15 protein-coding genes are annotated in these 16899 nt (G+C 56.9%); all 15 read left to right on the top strand.

Annotated elements, in window-relative coordinates; all coding sequences use genetic code 11:
• Positions 1-76: 76 nt before the first annotated feature.
• The 15 genes from HEQ18_RS01215 to ftsA are packed head-to-tail and all read left to right on the top strand — an operon-like array spanning position 77 to position 16838.
• Entirely contained in the window at positions 77-574 is a 498-nt protein-coding gene (locus HEQ18_RS01215; protein ID WP_397604444.1) for a division/cell wall cluster transcriptional repressor MraZ, read from the top strand.
• Complete coding sequence (rsmH, locus tag HEQ18_RS01220) at positions 571-1527, top strand: 16S rRNA (cytosine(1402)-N(4))-methyltransferase RsmH (RefSeq protein WP_397604445.1); 957 nt, start codon at positions 571-573, stop codon at positions 1525-1527. Before HEQ18_RS01215 ends, rsmH begins: the two co-directional genes overlap by 4 nt.
• Positions 1524-2117 carry a hypothetical protein gene (locus HEQ18_RS01225; RefSeq protein WP_432815198.1) on the top strand — a complete coding sequence of 198 codons (594 nt, stop codon included), beginning with the start codon at positions 1524-1526 and terminating at the stop codon, positions 2115-2117. The genes rsmH and HEQ18_RS01225 overlap by 4 nt, the downstream gene beginning before the upstream one ends.
• A complete protein-coding gene (locus HEQ18_RS01230) occupies positions 2117-3853 on the top strand; it encodes a peptidoglycan D,D-transpeptidase FtsI family protein (RefSeq protein WP_397604447.1) in 1737 nt (578 codons plus the stop codon). The genes HEQ18_RS01225 and HEQ18_RS01230 overlap by 1 nt, the downstream gene beginning before the upstream one ends.
• A gap of 32 nt (positions 3854-3885) precedes the next feature.
• Complete coding sequence (locus HEQ18_RS01235; protein ID WP_432816024.1) at positions 3886-5280, top strand: UDP-N-acetylmuramoyl-L-alanyl-D-glutamate--2,6-diaminopimelate ligase; 1395 nt, start codon at positions 3886-3888, stop codon at positions 5278-5280.
• The gene (locus HEQ18_RS01240; RefSeq protein ID WP_397604518.1) at positions 5277-6665 is read left to right on the top strand and encodes a UDP-N-acetylmuramoyl-tripeptide--D-alanyl-D-alanine ligase; all 1389 of its coding nucleotides are present in this window, start codon (positions 5277-5279) and stop codon (positions 6663-6665) included. Before HEQ18_RS01235 ends, HEQ18_RS01240 begins: the two co-directional genes overlap by 4 nt.
• Positions 6665-7735 carry a phospho-N-acetylmuramoyl-pentapeptide-transferase gene (mraY, locus tag HEQ18_RS01245; RefSeq protein ID WP_432815199.1) on the top strand — a complete coding sequence of 357 codons (1071 nt, stop codon included), beginning with the start codon at positions 6665-6667 and terminating at the stop codon, positions 7733-7735. Before HEQ18_RS01240 ends, mraY begins: the two co-directional genes overlap by 1 nt.
• A complete protein-coding gene (gene murD, locus HEQ18_RS01250) occupies positions 7732-9021 on the top strand; it encodes a UDP-N-acetylmuramoyl-L-alanine--D-glutamate ligase (RefSeq protein WP_432815200.1) in 1290 nt (429 codons plus the stop codon). Before mraY ends, murD begins: the two co-directional genes overlap by 4 nt.
• Entirely contained in the window at positions 9018-10238 is a 1221-nt protein-coding gene (locus HEQ18_RS01255; RefSeq protein WP_432815201.1) for an FtsW/RodA/SpoVE family cell cycle protein, read from the top strand. The genes murD and HEQ18_RS01255 overlap by 4 nt, the downstream gene beginning before the upstream one ends.
• Positions 10235-11416, top strand: a complete 1182-nt coding sequence (gene murG / locus HEQ18_RS01260; RefSeq protein ID WP_432815202.1) for an undecaprenyldiphospho-muramoylpentapeptide beta-N-acetylglucosaminyltransferase — start codon at positions 10235-10237, stop codon at positions 11414-11416. Before HEQ18_RS01255 ends, murG begins: the two co-directional genes overlap by 4 nt.
• The gene (murC, locus tag HEQ18_RS01265; RefSeq protein ID WP_432815203.1) at positions 11413-12831 is read left to right on the top strand and encodes a UDP-N-acetylmuramate--L-alanine ligase; all 1419 of its coding nucleotides are present in this window, start codon (positions 11413-11415) and stop codon (positions 12829-12831) included. The genes murG and murC overlap by 4 nt, the downstream gene beginning before the upstream one ends.
• Positions 12828-13724, top strand: a complete 897-nt coding sequence (murB, locus tag HEQ18_RS01270; RefSeq protein ID WP_397604453.1) for a UDP-N-acetylmuramate dehydrogenase — start codon at positions 12828-12830, stop codon at positions 13722-13724. Before murC ends, murB begins: the two co-directional genes overlap by 4 nt.
• Positions 13721-14644, top strand: a complete 924-nt coding sequence (locus HEQ18_RS01275) for a D-alanine--D-alanine ligase (RefSeq protein WP_432815204.1) — start codon at positions 13721-13723, stop codon at positions 14642-14644. The genes murB and HEQ18_RS01275 overlap by 4 nt, the downstream gene beginning before the upstream one ends.
• Complete coding sequence (locus HEQ18_RS01280; protein WP_432815205.1) at positions 14644-15576, top strand: cell division protein FtsQ/DivIB; 933 nt, start codon at positions 14644-14646, stop codon at positions 15574-15576. The genes HEQ18_RS01275 and HEQ18_RS01280 overlap by 1 nt, the downstream gene beginning before the upstream one ends.
• The gene (gene ftsA, locus HEQ18_RS01285; RefSeq protein ID WP_432815206.1) at positions 15573-16838 is read left to right on the top strand and encodes a cell division protein FtsA; all 1266 of its coding nucleotides are present in this window, start codon (positions 15573-15575) and stop codon (positions 16836-16838) included. Before HEQ18_RS01280 ends, ftsA begins: the two co-directional genes overlap by 4 nt.
• Positions 16839-16899 lie beyond the last annotated feature (61 nt).

Genomic DNA, 16899 nt, shown 5'->3' on the forward strand with positions numbered 1-16899 from the left:
TCTGTCGGTCGCTACGGCGTCCGCATGGCGATGTGCTTCGCCATGATTAGAGATCTGCGCTCTTTTTTCTGGGGGTATGCGGTTAGTGTCAGCGTTGGTCGTCTATGCAGGTTCGGGGGTGTCGAATGTCGATGCCAAAGGCCGCACGACTATTCCTGCAGAACTGCGCGACAGCGTCCAGCAATCCAGCGGCAGCAACAGCGTGTGCATATCGCGCCACTCCTCCCTGCCTTGCCTCATCGGCTTTGGCGGATCCGAGCGGCTTAAGTTGCGCGCCGATATCGAGGCGCAATGGCAAAGCGCCGTTAATCGCGGTACCGAATTTGACCGCGAAATCGCAGGCGTTTCAGCATCCTCGATTTTCGAGACTGCATTTGAAGCCAGTGGCCGCTTTGTGCTTTCGCCGATGCTCAAGCATTTCGGTCGCATTGAAGATCGCGGCTTCTTTTTTGGTGCGACAACGCATTTCATGCTGTGGAACCCCGACGTCTTCCTGAAAGAAGCGCCTGCGGCATTTAATCCCGTTAAGGATGAGCTGAATTATTGGCTGTCCCAGATAAAGCGGGACAAATGACCTCTCCAGCTCCCCATATTCCGGTCTTACTGGATGAAGTAATTCACTCTCTTGCCATCACCCCTGGCGCTGAGATCGTGGATGGTACCTTCGGTGCAGGTGGATACAGCCAAGCGATACTGGCTGGCGGTGCGCGCGTTTACGCGTTCGACCGTGATCCCGATGCCCTTAAAGAAGGTGCGGACCTTGCGGGCCGCAGTGAAGGCGCCTTGCGTCTTTACGCGGCCTGTTTTTCTAACATGGACAATGTCTTGATGGCCGACGGCATTTCGTCGGTCGATGGCGTCGTATTGGATATCGGCGTTTCGTCGATGCAGCTTGATCGCGCTGAGCGCGGCTTTTCTTTCCAAAAGGATGGCCCGCTTGATATGCGCATGGGTCAGGACGGCATGACGGCGGCAGACTTCGTCAACGAAGCCGAAGAGGCTGACATTGCCGACATTATTTACCGATATGGCGAAGAGCATCGTTCGCGCCGCATCGCGCGTTCAATTGTCGCTGCGCGGCCCATAGAAACCACCGCGCAATTGGCCGCGATTGTCCGCAAAGCCGTTGGTCACAAGCCCGGCGCGCCGAAAGACCCCGCTACCCGCGCCTTTCAAGCCATTCGCATTCATGTGAACCGCGAATTGGACGAGCTGACCGACGGCCTTGAGGCTGCCGAACGCATGTTGAAGCCAGGTGGCCGCTTGGCTGTCGTCACCTTCCACAGTCTTGAAGACCGCATCGTAAAGCAATTTTTGCGTCGCCGTAGTGGAGCAGAAGCCGCAGGTTCGCGCCATGTGCCATTGGTTGGCCGCGACGGCCCTGGCCCCACTTTTGATAAAGCGGACAAGGCAGTCCGGCCATCGGACGCTGAACTGGCCCGTAATCCACGGTCACGGTCGGCAACCTTACGTTCCGCAACCCGCACACACGCCGCCGCATGGGCAACAGGAGGACTTGCAGCATGAGTCTCGCTATGAAGAAACTTCAGAATCTCGGCTGGTTGGCTTTGGTTTTCATGGTTGCCATTCTGTTGTATCCTTTGTCTCTCAATGTTGCTGCGACGCACGGCGATCTTGTGTCGGTTGATCGAGAAATTCTTGAAACAAAGAGGGAAATCAGCTTTCTTCAAGCGGAAATCCGGACGCGTGCCAGCCTTCAGCAGTTGGAGGAATGGAATGAGCTTTTGTACGGCTATCAGCCACCATCGGCGCAACAATTCGTCAGTGGTGAAGCTGCGCTTGCAGAGCTGACCGGAGATCTGCAACAGACGAAACCAGTAATGATGGCTTCCGCAGATATCGACGTCGCGCCAAGCGCGAACCAAGCGAACCCTGCGCCAACGATTGAGGCCGTGGTGAAAAAGTCGACCGCGATTGCAACGGCCGTTGCGGCCCCGATTTTCGCCGAGCCGGCAAAGCGTGCCGCGCCAAAGCCTTTGGCGCCAAAGGTTGAGCAGACCCGGACCGAGCGACTTGCGCGTATGGACGAGACGCTTTTGTCCGACGATTTGTTACGCGACATTTCTGCTAAGTCCGCGAACGAACGTCGCCGGTAATGAACCCCCAACTGGCCCGCACAACCACTCGGAAAAGCGGCATCAACCCGCCACCATTTGCGGCGCACGGGTTTTGGCGCATGCTTATTCTGTTGCTGGCATTTGGTATGTTTGTCGTGCTGTTGATTGGTCGTCTTACCACCTTGGCATTGTTTGAGAGCACGCGGGCATATGGGGCGACGAGCACTGAATATGTCCCTGAACGGGGCGACATTGTGGACCGCAACGGCATTCCTTTGGCGCGCAGCATCTATGGCTATGCGATCTGGGTAAAACCTGAAGATATTCTGGGCGATCGCAAGCAATTGGCGAACCAATTAGCGCGAATCTTTCCGGATACACCAGCTTCTGAATTTTATGCCAAATTGACCGCAGGCAAGCCCGGCTATCTGCGGAAACGCGCGTTGCCAGAGCAAGTTCGGCAGGTGCACAGCCTTGGCGAAATCGCTATCGAGTTCCCGCGTGAGGCCACGCGCTTATATCCGCAGCATGATATGGCGGCGCATGTCTTGGGCTTTGTAAATCGCGACGGCAAAGGCGCGATGGGCATGGAACGGGTCATGAATGACTATCTGCGTGACCCGTCAAAGCGTTCCGCGCCGTTGAAACTTGCGTTGGATGTCCGCGTGCAAGCCGCGCTTGAAAGCGAGCTTGCATCCGGCATGGCTGCAACGACTGCCAAGGGTGCGGCGGGCGTGATCCTGGATGTGCAAACCGGCGAAGTCATCGCCATGGCCACACTGCCATCATTCAACCCGAACCGGCCATCTTTCGCCAACATCCCCGACCTTGGGGAAAATATAGTCGATGGCCGCTACCCGATTTCGCGGCAAACCAATAATGTCACCAACCGTGTCTATGAACTTGGATCTACGTTTAAGCCACTGACGGTGGCAGCGGCGATGGACGCGGGAACGGTGCGCGACCTGTCTGTGCGTTATGATGCCACCAGGCCGCTTCAGGTCGGCAAGTTCAAAATTCGGGATTCGCACCCTTCGGAACGTTGGCTCAACGCGCCAGAATCGCTGATCCACAGTTCGAACATTGTCACTGCGCAAATTGCGGACAATCTGGGTGCCGCCCGCATGGACGCGATGCTGCGCACGATGCACTTCAACGCGCGTCCAGACATTGAGCTCGCAGAAAAAGCGATGCCGCTTTATCCCAAAACATGGGGCCGTCTTACCAATATGACCGTTGGCTTTGGCCACGGGATTTCGGTGACGCCGCTGCATTTGGCCAGCGCTTATGCCGCGATGGTCAATGGCGGTATCTATCGACCGGCGACGATGTTCAAGACAAAGGCCGGGGCAAAAATCCCCGGCAAACGTGTGTTTAAGGCCGCAACCAGCGCACGGATGCGTCAGATGATGCGCATGATTGTGGTCGACGGCACGGGCAAGAATGCCGACGCCTTGGGCTATCGCGTCGGCGGAAAAACCGGCTCGGCGGAAAAACCCGGCATTGGCGGATATAGCCGCAATCTCGTGGTCGCAACCTTTGCCGCTGCATTCCCGATGGACAATCCGCGTTATGTAGTCCTTGTTATGCTGGACGAACCACAGGGCACAGAGGCATCCAGCTTTCAGCGGACCGCAGGCTATACCGCTGCACCGGTCGTGCAGAAAACGGTGACTCGCATTGGTCCGTTATTGGGGATCATTCCGGACATGAAACGCGATGTTGATGTCTCCGAACTGATGCCATTATTGTGGAAGGCGAAGGGAGAGCAATAGTGAAGCTCGGGCAATTGGTAAGCGGTGCCGACATGGCATGTGCCGACAGAATAGTGACCGGCTTTGCCATCGACCATCGGAAGATTGCGCCCGGCACCGTTTTTGGAGCATTTGAAGGCGCTGCGTTAAACGGCGAAGATTTTATCGACGATGCGATTGCCGCTGGTGCCATTGCCGTTGTCGCACGTCCCGAAGCCCTGGTGCGCGGCGCAGTGCATGTTGCCGAAGCCAACCCGCGCCAAGCTTTCGCGCGTCTTGCGGCAAAATTCTTCCAACCTTTTCCAGACCATGTTGCGGCCGTCACCGGAACCAATGGTAAGACATCGACCGCAGAACTGACGCGGCAGCTTTGGCGCATGGCGGGGCATGGAGCGGCGTCGATTGGCACTTTGGGTATCACTACGGCGTCGGATCAGGCCAAGACCGGACTGACGACGCCCGACATCGTCACCTTCCTGTCCAATATGTCGGGGCTAGCGCGCGAAGGCGTCAGCCATGCGATATTCGAGGCATCAAGTCACGGCCTGTCCCAATATCGCAGCGAAGGCGTTCCGGTTTCGGTTGCGGCCTTTACCAATTTAAGCCGCGACCATCTCGATTATCACGGGACCATGGAAGCTTATTTTGAAGCCAAGATGCGGCTGTTTGACGAGGTGGTTGACGAAAGCGGCTGCGCAGTCATTTGGGCCGATGATGCTTGGTCCGACCAAGTGATTGCCCGCGCGCGCAAACGCGAACTCCGCCTGATTACGGTCGGTGAAAAGGGCAAGGGCATACAATTATTATCGCGCCAACCGACCCAGCTTGGGCAGACCCTTGAACTGCGTATTCAGGGCGATGTGCACAAGTTGAAGCTACCGTTGACCGGTGCGTATCAGGCCGCCAACGCTTTGGTCGCGGCTGGCGTGGTCATGGCAAGCGGTGGAGAGGTCGAAAGCCTGCTGTCGCATTTGGCGCGGGTGCAGCCAGTGCGCGGACGTTTGGAACGCGCGGTGATTACCAAAAGCGGCGCGCCCGTTTACGTTGATTATGCCCATACACCCGACGGCTTGCGCGCGGCAATTGCGGCCTTGCGTCCCCATACCAAGGGCAGGCTCATTACGGTATTTGGTGCTGGCGGCGACCGCGACACTGGCAAGCGTCCGGAAATGGGCGCGGTGGCCGTGGCGGATTCCGACATTGTGATCGTCACCGACGACAACCCGAGAAGCGAAGATCCGTCGCTTATCCGTGCGGATGTGATGGCGGGTGCGAAGGGCGCGCATGAAATTGGCGACCGGCGTTATGCGATTGCCTTTGCCATCGAACATGCCGAGCCGGACGACATCGTCCTGATCGCGGGCAAGGGGCATGAGCAGGGACAGATCATCATGGGCCGTGTTTTGCCCTTTGACGATGTCGAAGTTGCGCGGGAATGCGCGGCATGATGCCGTTGTGGACATTCGAAGAACTGCTGGCGGCGACGGGCGGCACAGCGTCGGGGCATTTTGATGCCACTGGCGTTGCCTTTGACTCGCGTGAAATCGGCACAGGCGACTTGTTTCTGGCGTTGAAGGGGGCGGAGACCGACGGGCATTTGTTCGTCGACAAGGCATTTGCCAATGGCGCAGCAGGCGCAATTGTGTCGCAGCCAGTGCCGCACCCACATATCCGTGTCGCCGATACGATGCAGGCATTGGAGGCATTGGGACATGCGTCGCGCGCACGGACCAAGGCAAAGATTATTGGCGTGACTGGCTCTGCGGGCAAAACAGGGACGAAGGAGGCGTTGTTTGCCGCGCTGGACCGATGTTCACGCGGCCGCGCGCACCGGTCGGTTAAAAGCTACAACAACCATGTCGGCGTCCCCTTAAGTCTGGCGCGGATGCCCGCAGATTGTGACTTTGGCATATTCGAAATGGGTATGAACCATGCAGGTGAAATGCGCGCGCTGAGCCATATTGTCCGGCCCGATGTTGCCATCATCACCACCATCGCCCCTGCGCATATTGAATTTTTCAAGGATGAAAGTGGCATTGCCGACGCCAAGGCAGAGATATTCGAAGGCTTGGTCGAAGGCGGCACGGCGATCCTGCCCGCAGACAATGTGCATTATCCACGTCTGCGTGCTGCGGCAGAGCGCTACACCAACATGATCTTGTCCTTTGGTTTCAGCCCCGACGCCGATGTCCGTGTTATCGACCATCTCCAGACGGCCCACAATGGCACGCTGATCACCGCAAAAGTGTGCGACGCGATGCTGTCCTTCAATTTGTCGCAACCCGGTGAGCACTGGATTGCCAATAGCATGGCGGTATTGGCTGCGGTAATGGCCGCTGGCGGTGATCTGGCGTCTGCGGGTCTGGCCATGGCCGAAATGGGTGGCCTATCTGGACGCGGCGCACGGCATGATGTGGCCATTGCTGGCGGCAATGTGCATGTGATCGATGAAAGCTACAACGCCAACCCGGCCTCCATGGCTGCAACGATTGGCCAGTTGGGACTGTCGGGCGGCGGGCGGCGTATCGCTGTTTTGGGTTCGATGAAGGAATTGGGCGACAAGGGTGATCATTATCATCGCGCGCTTGCTGTGCCCTTGGCCGCCGCAAAGGTGGATTTTGCAATCCTCGTCGGTAAAGAGATGGAAATTCTCGCTGAAGAGTTGAAAGCAGGGGTTGAGGGACCGAAGGAATTCGCGCATTGCGCGACCGCGCAGGAGGCACTTGGCGTCCTGCAACAATATCTTTGCGCATCGGACACGGTTTTGGTCAAAGGTTCCAACTCTATGGGACTTTCCACCATCGTTAGCGCGCTGACGGGTGGGGAAAACTGATGTTATATGTTTTGGCCGAATATCTTGGATTTCCGGGTATTTTTAACCTTATCCGTTATTTAAGTTTCCGGTCGGGCGCGGCGATTGCCACGGCGTTGATTATTGGCCTGCTGATTGGACCACGCTTTATCAGCATGCTGCGCGTGCGTCAGGGCAAGGGCCAACCCATTCGCAGTGACGGGCCACAATCGCATCTGGCCAAGGTCGGTACGCCAACAATGGGCGGCTTGATGATTTTGGTGTCGGTCGGCATTTCGATGCTTTTGTGGATGGACCTGAAAAACATATATGTCTGGGCCTGTTTATTGGTGACCGCTGGCTTTGGCATGGTCGGTTTTCTCGACGATTATGACAAGGTCAAGAAACGAAGCCACAAGGGCGTGTCCGGCAAAGTCCGGTTGCTGTGGGAATTTGCCATTGCCGGCGTCGCGGTATCGCTGATTGTCTGGCAATCGGGCGGCAATTTATATCTGCCGTTTGTCAACGGCCCCATCATCGACCTTGGATGGTGGTATGTGCCCTTTGGGGCTTTTGTGATCGTTTCATTCGGCAATGCAGTAAACTTGACCGACGGCCTTGATGGATTGGCCACCATGCCCGTGATCATCGCCTCAATCGCGTTCATGCTGATCGTCTACATGGTCGGCAACGCCAAATATGCAGAATATCTCGGTATTCCATTCTATTTGGGGGCGGGCGATCTTGCGATGCTGTGCGGCGCGATTGTGGGCGCGGGCCTTGCCTTTTTGTGGTTCAACGCCCCGCCTGCGACGGTGTTCATGGGCGACACCGGAAGCCTTGCCTTGGGCGGAACGCTTGGCGCTATTGCCGTTGTGGCGCACCATGAATTTGTTCTTGCCATCATCGGCGGGCTTTTTGTAATTGAGGCGCTGTCTGTTATCATTCAGGTGTTTTGGTTCAAGCGGACGGGCAAGCGCATTTTTCGCATGGCACCGATTCACCACCATTTTGAACAGCTTGGCTGGTCCGAACCGACCGTTGTCATTCGCTTCTGGATTGTGGCTTTCGTATTGGCGCTTGCGGGGCTATCAACCCTCAAACTCAGATGATCACTACCCCTGCCTTTAAAGACCGGAAGTTCGCAATATTGGGACTTGCGCGTTCCGGCCTTTCGGCGGCACGTGCGCTTGTCGCGGGCGGGGCCGAAGTTCTGGCATGGGACAATGACGAAGGCGCGCGGGCCAAGGTTGCAGACATCGCCACGATTGCCGATCCGTTGCTAAGCGACTTAACGGGCTATGAGGCCATTGTCGTTTCGCCCGGCGTTCCTATCAACCGCCACCCTATCGCTGATAAGGCAAAGGCGGCATGCATCTCGCTGATTGGCGATATAGAATTGTTCGCGATGGCGCGGCCGAACCTACCGCCGCATCGTGTCGTGGGCATTACCGGGACCAATGGTAAATCCACCACGACGGCGTTGGTGCATCATCTGCTGGAGAGCGCGTCAATTCCGGTCCGCATGGGAGGCAATATTGGCCTACCGATTTTATCGCAAGTGCCATTGCCCGCAGGCGGCGTTTATGTGCTTGAGCTTTCAAGCTATCAAATTGACATCACGCACAGCCTCGCGTGCGACGCCGCTGCGCTCATCAACCTGTCGCCAGACCATCTTGATCGCTATGATGGTTATGAAGGCTATATGGCGTCGAAAGCGCGGCTGTTTGAAATGCAGACGGGCAAAGAATTTTCTGTGTTTGGCAAAGGCGACGCTGATACCGAATGCGTTTACAACCAAGTGCTTGCGCGGCGTGGGGCGGAATTTGTGCATCTCGCCGATCCGCAATCGGTAACGGGTCAGGCCGAATGGCCTTCGCTTCAAGGGCCCCATAATTTGCAGAATATCGCGGTGGCCATTGCCATCGTCGAATCGCTTGGCGTGACTGAGGCCCAATGGCGGCCAGCGATGCGCAGCTTCAACGGGCTTGCCCATCGGATGGAAGTTGTGGCCGAACGGAACGGCGTATTGTTTATCAACGACAGCAAGGCAACGAATGCGGCATCTACTGCGCCCGCCTTGGCCGCTTATCCGCGCGTGCATTGGATCGTCGGCGGCTTGCCAAAGACCGACAATCTCGACGAATGCATTCCTAATTTTGGCCATGTCGTAAAGGCTTACACAATTGGCGAAGCCGGTCCGTTATTCCATGAATTATTGTCGCCGCACATGCCTGTGGAACGCAGCGAGATGATGGGCGCTGCGGTGCATTCAGCAGCAGCCCAAGCACAGCAGGGCGACGTTATCATGCTTTCGCCCGCTTGTGCGTCCTTTGACCAGTTCAAAGACTTCGAAGCCCGCGGCGATGCGTTCCGCGCAATTGTGGAGGCGTTATGAGCGATCCAAAAGAGGCGCCTTGGGTCCTTGCGGCTAAAACCGGCAAAATCGGCTTTGCCAACCGCTTAGGCCGTGGCGACCGTTCGCCCTTGGGCGTGTGGTTTTGGGAACTCGACCGCGTATTATTATCACTGATGATGGTGTTGATCGCTATTGGGTTGCTGGCCGTCGCTGCCGCGTCTCCAGCGGCTGCGCAGCGGCTGTCGTCTTCAACGACGCAGCTTTCATCGCTCTATTTCTTTTATCGGCAGTTGATGTGGGTCCTAATTGGTGTCCCGCTGATGCTTCTCGTGTCGATGTGCCCGCGCGAAAAAGCCCGACGCTATGCCATCTACGGCTTTTGCGTCTTTTTTGTTCTGCTGGCTTTGGTGCCCCTATTGGGACGCGAGGTGAACGGGTCTCAAAGATGGATTGGCCCTGGTTTTGCGGGGCTTCAGCCGTCCGAGTTTCTGAAGCCCTTTTTCGCGGTCATGATGGCGTGGATAATTAGCTGGCGGTTAAAAGACCCAAGCTTACCCGTTCTTGTCCTGACCAGCATTGCCACTGGCCTTGTGTGTTTTTTCCTGTTGCTTCAACCGGACCTTGGGCAAACTATCTTGTTCATGGGCACTTGGTTTGCGCTGATGATGGTCGCTGGCGTGCCTGCAAGCCGGTTGTGGTTCCTCGTAATCGGCGGCGTGCTGTTTATCCTCCTCGCCTACAACTTCTACCCCGTCGCAACCCAGCGGATAGACGCCTGGATTTTTGGTACGGAAGGGCTGACGCATGACAAGATGGCGCTGGCAACCCTAACCAACGGGGGCTTCATTGGCCTTGGCCCTGGGCTTGGCATAAAGAAATACTCTCTGCCTGAGGGGCATACCGACTATATATTCTCGGTCATCGGTGAAGAATTCGGCCTTTTGGCCTGCATGGTAATCGCTCTTTTATACTTCGCGATTTTGGTCCGCATCATCATCCGCTTGCTGGATGAGAAAGACCAGTTTGTGGTCATGGCGGTCACGGGCCTTGGTGCGCAATTTTGCGGACAGGCAATGATTAACATCGCCGTGAATTTGGGTGTTTTTCCGTCAAAGGGGATGACTTTGCCCTTCATCAGCTACGGCGGATCGTCTATCTTGGCGCTCTCGATTACCTGCGGCCTGATACTCGCATTGACGAAGCGAAACCCATATCTTGACCGGTCGCTTTATATGGTGAAGGGACATAGGCCATGACCATTTCTCGGCATTATGTGTTGGCCGCTGGCGGAACTGGCGGGCATTTGATTCCTGCCTTTGCGTTGGGGCAGGAACTGATCAATCGCGGCCATCATGTGGCGCTGATCACGGACGCGCGCGGTGCGAAAATTCCAGGCTGCCCTGATAAGATGGCCACGCATATCTTACCTGCGGGCCGGATTACCAAAAATCCGGCGAGCTGGCTTCCCGGCATAAAGGCGATTGCCGAAGGCCGTGCTATGGCGCGCCGTCTGTACGAAAATTTTGCACCCAGCGCCGTGGTCGGCTTTGGCGGTTATCCGGCGTTTCCGGCATTGCTGGGTGCCTTTGCCGAGAAAATACCGGCGATTATTCATGAACAAAATGCCGTGCTTGGCCGCGTGAATCGTTTCACCGCGCGGCGAGTGAACGCCATCGCCACCTCTTATCCCGACGTACTCCGCCTGTCGCCGCGTCATGCCAGCAAGGTGCATCTGGTCGGCAACCCAGTCCGCGAAGAGGTGCTTGTCTTACGTGAACAGCCTTATCCGCCTTTATTGGCCGACGGCATATTCCGCGTGCTGGTGACCGGCGGAAGCCAGGGCGCGACGGTGCTTTCCGATGTGGTGCCTGATGGGTTGTCGATGTTGCCGTTGGTTTTACGGCGGCGTTTGCAAGTGACGCAGCAATGCCGCGCTGAGGATATTGACGCGGTACGTGCCGCTTATGCCACCCATGACATTCCAGCGGAGTTGGCGACCTATTTGCCTGACTTGCCGCAACGGCTTGGCTGGGCGCATATGGTGATATCGCGGGCAGGGGCATCGACGATTGCCGAGCTGACATGCGCTGGACGGCCCGCGATACTGGTTCCGCTGCCCAGCGCGACCGATGATCATCAAAGCTATAACGTCAAGGAAATGGTCCACGCCGGCGGCGCGCGCGCAATCGCGCAGCCCTCCTTCACTGCGGTTGAACTCGCCAAGCAGATTCAGAAGATCGCGTTGGAACCCGGTGCGCTGGAAAATGCAGCGAAGGCCGCCAAAAACTGCGGCCGACCAAATGCGGTTGCCGATCTTGCCGACCTGGTCGAATCCTTCGGTCGCGCCCCAATCATGCATGGCATAAAATCAAAACCCCAACCCAGTGGCGCTTTCAGCCCTTCGCCCGCACTTGCTAAAGAGATTGCAGCATGAGAGGTGTTCCAACCGATATCGGCATTGTGCATTTCGTCGGCATAGGCGGCATCGGCATGTCGGGCATTGCCGAGGTCATGCACAATTTGGGCTATCACGTGCAAGGCAGCGATATCGCCGACAGCTATGTCATTGATGGCCTGCGCCAACGCGGTATCAAGGTGATGATTGGCCATAGCGCCGAAAATTTGGGCGAGGCAGCGGTGGTGGTCACATCGACTGCGGTGAAGAAAGGCAACCCAGAACGCGACGCTGCTTTGGAACGGCGCATACCCTTGGTTCGCCGCGCCGAAATGCTGGCCGAATTGATGCGGTTAAAAAACACCGTCGCCGTGGCTGGCACACATGGCAAGACGACGACGACATCACTGATTGCTGCTATGCTTGACCATGGCGGCATTGACCCGACGGTCATCAACGGTGGTATCATCAACAGCTACGGCTCTAACGCGCGGCTGGGTGCCAGTGACTGGATGGTGGTTGAGGCGGACGAAAGCGACGGCAGCTTCCTGCGGCTTGATGGCACGCTTGCTGTTGTCACCAACATCGATCCCGAACATCTCGACCATTATGGTGATTTCGACGCAATCAAAAACGCCTTTGTCGAATTCGTCGAAAATGTGCCATTTTATGGCGCAGCGATCATGTGTCTCGACCATCCCGAGGTGCAGGCGATACTGCCCAAGATCCGCGACCGCCGGATCATTACCTATGGCTTTTCGGCGCAGGCCGACATTCGCGGCGAAAATGTCACGCCGCATCCCGGCGGTAACAGCTTCGACGTCATTGTCCGCGCCCGCGACGGGTCGCAACGGACGATAGAGGGCATCCACCTTCCGATGCCGGGCCGCCACAATGTGCAAAATGCGCTGGCGGCTGTTGCGGTTGGCCTTGAAATGGGGATGAGCGATGCGGCCGTTGCCCAAGGCTTTGACAAATTCGGTGGCGTTAAGCGGCGCTTTACCAAGGTCGGCGAAATAGCCCTTGTGGATGGGGCAGTCACGATCATCGACGATTATGGCCACCATCCCGTCGAAATCCGCGCCGTGTTGTCTGCTGCACGCGAAGGCGCGCAGGGTCGTGTGATTGCCGTGGCACAGCCGCACCGCTTTACGCGATTGCGCGACCATATGGATGATTTCCAACAAGCGTTTAATGATGCCGACATGGTGTTCATATCGCCGGTCTACGCCGCAGGTGAGGTCCCGATAGACGGCATAGATGCAGACGCGCTGGTGCATGGCATAAAGGCGCGCGGGCATCGTTCCGCCGCGACCGTCACGGACGCAGGCGACTTGGCACGCAAGCTAGCGCAGGTGGTGCAGGGCCATGACATTGTCGTGTGCTTGGGCGCTGGTGACATCACCAAATGGGCTCCTGGCCTCGCCGACGCCATAAAGGCAGCGCGTGCATGACCACGCAGCTTCTACCGCATGTAGAAGGCCGCTTGACCCAAGGCGCACCGTTGGCGCCGTTGGTCTGGTTCAAATCGGGCGGCTGCGCGGATGTTCTGTTTGAACCAAAGGACGTTGCCGATCTGCAATCCTTTTTGCGCGAACTTGACTCTAGCACGCCTGTTATGGCGCTTGGCCTGGGTTCGAACCTCATCGTCCGCGATGGCGGTGTCAGGGGCGTTGTCATCCGTTTGGGCAAGGCCTTTGCCAAGGTCACTTGCACGGATGCGGTGACGCTGGCGTGCGGCGCGGGTGCGTCGGGCATATTGGTTTCATCAACCGCGCGCGACAATGGCATCTCTGGCTTAGAATTTTTGCGCTCGATCCCCGGCACAGTCGGCGGCTTTGTCCGCATGAACGGCGGCGCTTATGGCGGTGAGGTAAAAGACATATTGCGTGATTGCGATGTGGTGATGCGCGACGGAACGCTGGCGACCTTGTCGGTGGAAGATGTGCATTACAGCTATCGTCATTCCGAACTGCCCGATGGCGCAATCGTTGTGGCGGCGCGCTTCCAGGGGCATCCGGGCGAACCCGAAGCGATCCAAGCTGAGATGGACCGGATTAGCGCATCGCGCGAAGCATCGCAGCCTTTGCGCTCTAAAACTGGCGGTTCTACCTTTAGGAATCCTGTTGGCCATAAGGCGTGGCAACTTGTCGATGCGGCTGGATGCCGGGGTCTTCAGATTGGCGGCGCGCAGGTGTCCGAAAAACACACCAATTTCTTGATTAATACCGGCGATGCGACCAGCGCAGATATTGAGGCGCTTGGCGAGGAAGTCCGTGCCCGCGTATTGGCGCATTCGGGCGTTGAGTTAACATGGGAAATACAGCGCGTGGGTGAAACGAAATGAGTAAACAAATGCACGTCGCGGTGTTGATGGGCGGATGGTCGAACGAACGGTCTGTGTCCTTGACGAGCGGCAATAATGTGGCCGATGCGCTGGAAAAGGTTGGTTATAAGGTCAGCCGCATCGACATGGACCGCAATGTCGCACAAGTGCTTGCCGGCCTTCGCCCTGACGTTGTGTTCAACGCCTTGCACGGTGTTCCCGGCGAAGATGGTTCGGTGCAGGGCATGCTGGATTTGATGGGCATTCCGTACACGCATAGCGGCATGGTGACCTCCGTCATTGCAATCGACAAGGAACTAACGAAACAGTGCCTTGTGCCCGCCGGAATTCCGATGCCCAAAGGCACGATATTGGACAGCGAAAGCCTATATGCGGCTGATCCGCTACCGCGCCCTTATGTGCTGAAACCTGTGAACGAAGGCAGCTCGGTCGGGGTGGCAATCGTTACAGAAGGCAGCAATTACGGCAACCCGATTACGCGCGATGCCAAAGGGCCGTGGCAGGAATTTGACCGGTTGCTGGCTGAACCCTTCATCAAAGGTCGGGAGTTAACCGTTGCAGTGCTGGGCGACACAGCGTTGTGCGTGACCGAGTTGAAGCCCAAGAGCGGCTTTTACGATTTTAATGCGAAATATATAGACGGGCTGACTGAACATATTTGCCCTGCGGAAATCCCTGCGGATATTGCCCAATATATGTTGGACACGGCCCTGCGTGCGCATCAATTGCTTGGCTGCAAGGGCGCCTCGCGCACCGATTTTCGCTGGGATGATGCAGCGGGCATGGATGGCGTTTTCGTTCTCGAAATCAATACCCAGCCTGGCATGACGCCGTTGAGCCTTGTGCCCGAACAAGCGCGTCATGTCGGGATCAGCTACGAACAGCTTGTGGATATGATCGTTAAAGAGGCGCTCGCATAATGGCTGGTGTCGCACGTAAAGCGCCCGCAAAACGCAAGGCAAAAAGCCCAAGCCCTCGGCAAAAGGTGCTGCAGGCTTCGTGGGTTGATACGTTGATACGCATATTGCCTTTGACCGAAAAGGAGGTGCAGCGGATTGTTACCTGGGTCATATTGGCGGTGCTCACGCTGCTTGCTTTGGTCGCCGCCCAATATGCTGGCCTGACCGCCGCTGCCTATCAACAATATGCCGCGCTGGCCGCCAAGGCTGGTTTCCAAGTAAAGCGCGTCCCGGTCACGGGCATGGAACGGGTGGACCAGTTGAAAGTCTATCAATTGGTGCTCGCCGAAAAAGACCGCGCTATGCCCCTGGTGGATATCGAAAAAATACGCGCGGATTTGCTGCAATATGGGTGGATTAAGGACGCCCGCGTTTCGCGGCGCTTGCCCGATACGTTGGCGGTAGAGATCATTGAACGCAAGCCAGCGGCGCTATGGCAACGGAACGGAAAATATTCGCTGATCGACGCGAACGGGATCGTTCTGGCAAATGTCCGCGCGGATGAGGGCGGCGATTTACCGATGTTGAACGGTAATGAAGCCAATGAACATATCGTAGCGTTAAACGCCTTGCTCGACAATGCTTCGGCGTTGAAATCGCAGGTTTCAGGCGCAACCTGGATAGGTAAACGACGCTGGGACTTGCAGTTCCAGACGGGCGAAACGCTGGCCTTGCCAGAGGGTGAGGCGGAAGCTGCCAAAGCACTGCTGAACTTTGCCCGGTTGGACGGTGTCCACCGTTTGCTTGGCCGCGACCTTATTCATTTTGACCTACGCGACCCCGATCGCGCCTATTTCCGCAAAGCACCAAAGGCAAAACCTGTTAAAGCGCAGAGCAACGAAAATGACGAAAATAACGAAATAACATCAAAAAACAATGGACTAACGGCATGAAGACGACGCGTGCCGAACGGCTGATTTCGGCGATTGATATCGGTTCATCCAAGGTGTCCGCATTAATCGCACGGCAAACCGAAAATGGCGATCTGCTGGTGCTGGGCACTGGTCAGCGCGAAAGTCGCGGTGTAACCCGTGGCTGCATTGCGGATGTCGAACAGGCCGAACTGTCTGTCCGCCACGCGGTGGAGCAGGCCGAACGCATAGCTGGGCTGAACATTGACCGCGCTTGGGTCGGCATGTCGTCGGGCGGGCTCGATAGCATGTTGGCGCCCGTTGAAATTGAACTGGGCGGCGACCGCATCACGCAAGATGATGTCAATGAACTGCTTCAGGCCGGGCGCGCCAATATCCAGACGGGCGGTAAAATTGCGTTGCATATTCAGCCTACGTTATATGCGCTCGATGGTGTCGGCGGTGTAGCAAATCCGGTTGGGCTGCACGCAGATAGGCTTGGCGTTGACGTGCATGTCATCCTTGCCGACCAATCACCCGTCCGCAACATGGATATGACGGTTCGCTCCGCACATCTGGATGTTGATTCGCTTGTGGTCGGACCGGTTGCAACAGGTCTTGCCTGTTTGACGGCCGAAGAGCGGGAGCTTGGCGTCGCCCTTGTCGAATTTGGGGCAGCAGTGACCAACGTGTCGGTGTTCATTGGCGGGATGCTGGTCGGACTCGAAACCATTCAAAAAGGCGGCTCGGACATCACCGACGATATCGCTTCGGTCTTTGGTATTCGCCGCGCGCAGGCGGAGCGGCTGAAATGTTTTCATGGTTCGGCGCTGACCAGCCCACGCGATCATCAGGAAGTGCTCGACATCGGCCCGGACGAAAATGGCGTTGAACCCGGCAATCAAGCGCCACGCATCACCAAGGCGCAGTTGAATGCGGTCGTCTGCCAGCGCGTTGACGGAATTGTGACCGAAGTTGCGCAGGCTTTGAAAACGCTCGGCTTTACGGGGCCGTCCGGGCATCAGGTTGTCCTGACCGGCGGCGGCGCGGAGTTAAAGGGTGCAGCCGAACATATGCAGAGCGCATTAGGCCGTACTGTCCGCATCGGGCGTCCTGCCGGGCTTATTAGCATTCCCGAGGCGCATTCCGGGCCCGCATTTTCAACGCTCGTCGGGTTGATTCATTATGCTGCATCGGAACGGATCGAACTGCAATCGGGCTATGATTTGCGCGCCGAACATTTGGGCGGATCGATACCAAGTTTGATTGAGCGGCTAAAACGGGCGGTTCGTGAGAACTTCTGACAGAAACCTGTGCAAAAAGGGTAATTTTCTGGTGTGCGCTTTGCGCTTTTGTGTAAAAAGC

Origin of the sequence: Sphingorhabdus sp. (genome assembly GCF_050921905.1) — a bacterium.
GTDB lineage: Bacteria > Pseudomonadota > Alphaproteobacteria > Sphingomonadales > Sphingomonadaceae > Sphingorhabdus_B.

Coding starts and splice junctions, on each gene's coding strand:
- HEQ18_RS01275 (WP_432815204.1), top strand. CDS start 13,721: ATGAGTAAACAAATGCACGTCGCGGTGTTGATGGGCGGATGGTCGAAC.
- HEQ18_RS01215 (WP_397604444.1), top strand. CDS start 77: ATGCGGTTAGTGTCAGCGTTGGTCGTCTATGCAGGTTCGGGGGTGTCG.
- murC (WP_432815203.1), top strand. CDS start 11,413: ATGAGAGGTGTTCCAACCGATATCGGCATTGTGCATTTCGTCGGCATA.
- murD (WP_432815200.1), top strand. CDS start 7,732: ATGATCACTACCCCTGCCTTTAAAGACCGGAAGTTCGCAATATTGGGA.
- rsmH (WP_397604445.1), top strand. CDS start 571: ATGACCTCTCCAGCTCCCCATATTCCGGTCTTACTGGATGAAGTAATT.
- murB (WP_397604453.1), top strand. CDS start 12,828: ATGACCACGCAGCTTCTACCGCATGTAGAAGGCCGCTTGACCCAAGGC.
- HEQ18_RS01240 (WP_397604518.1), top strand. CDS start 5,277: ATGATGCCGTTGTGGACATTCGAAGAACTGCTGGCGGCGACGGGCGGC.
- HEQ18_RS01280 (WP_432815205.1), top strand. CDS start 14,644: ATGGCTGGTGTCGCACGTAAAGCGCCCGCAAAACGCAAGGCAAAAAGC.
- murG (WP_432815202.1), top strand. CDS start 10,235: ATGACCATTTCTCGGCATTATGTGTTGGCCGCTGGCGGAACTGGCGGG.
- HEQ18_RS01225 (WP_432815198.1), top strand. CDS start 1,524: ATGAGTCTCGCTATGAAGAAACTTCAGAATCTCGGCTGGTTGGCTTTG.
- HEQ18_RS01235 (WP_432816024.1), top strand. CDS start 3,886: ATGGCATGTGCCGACAGAATAGTGACCGGCTTTGCCATCGACCATCGG.
- HEQ18_RS01255 (WP_432815201.1), top strand. CDS start 9,018: ATGAGCGATCCAAAAGAGGCGCCTTGGGTCCTTGCGGCTAAAACCGGC.
- ftsA (WP_432815206.1), top strand. CDS start 15,573: ATGAAGACGACGCGTGCCGAACGGCTGATTTCGGCGATTGATATCGGT.
- mraY (WP_432815199.1), top strand. CDS start 6,665: ATGTTATATGTTTTGGCCGAATATCTTGGATTTCCGGGTATTTTTAAC.
- HEQ18_RS01230 (WP_397604447.1), top strand. CDS start 2,117: ATGAACCCCCAACTGGCCCGCACAACCACTCGGAAAAGCGGCATCAAC.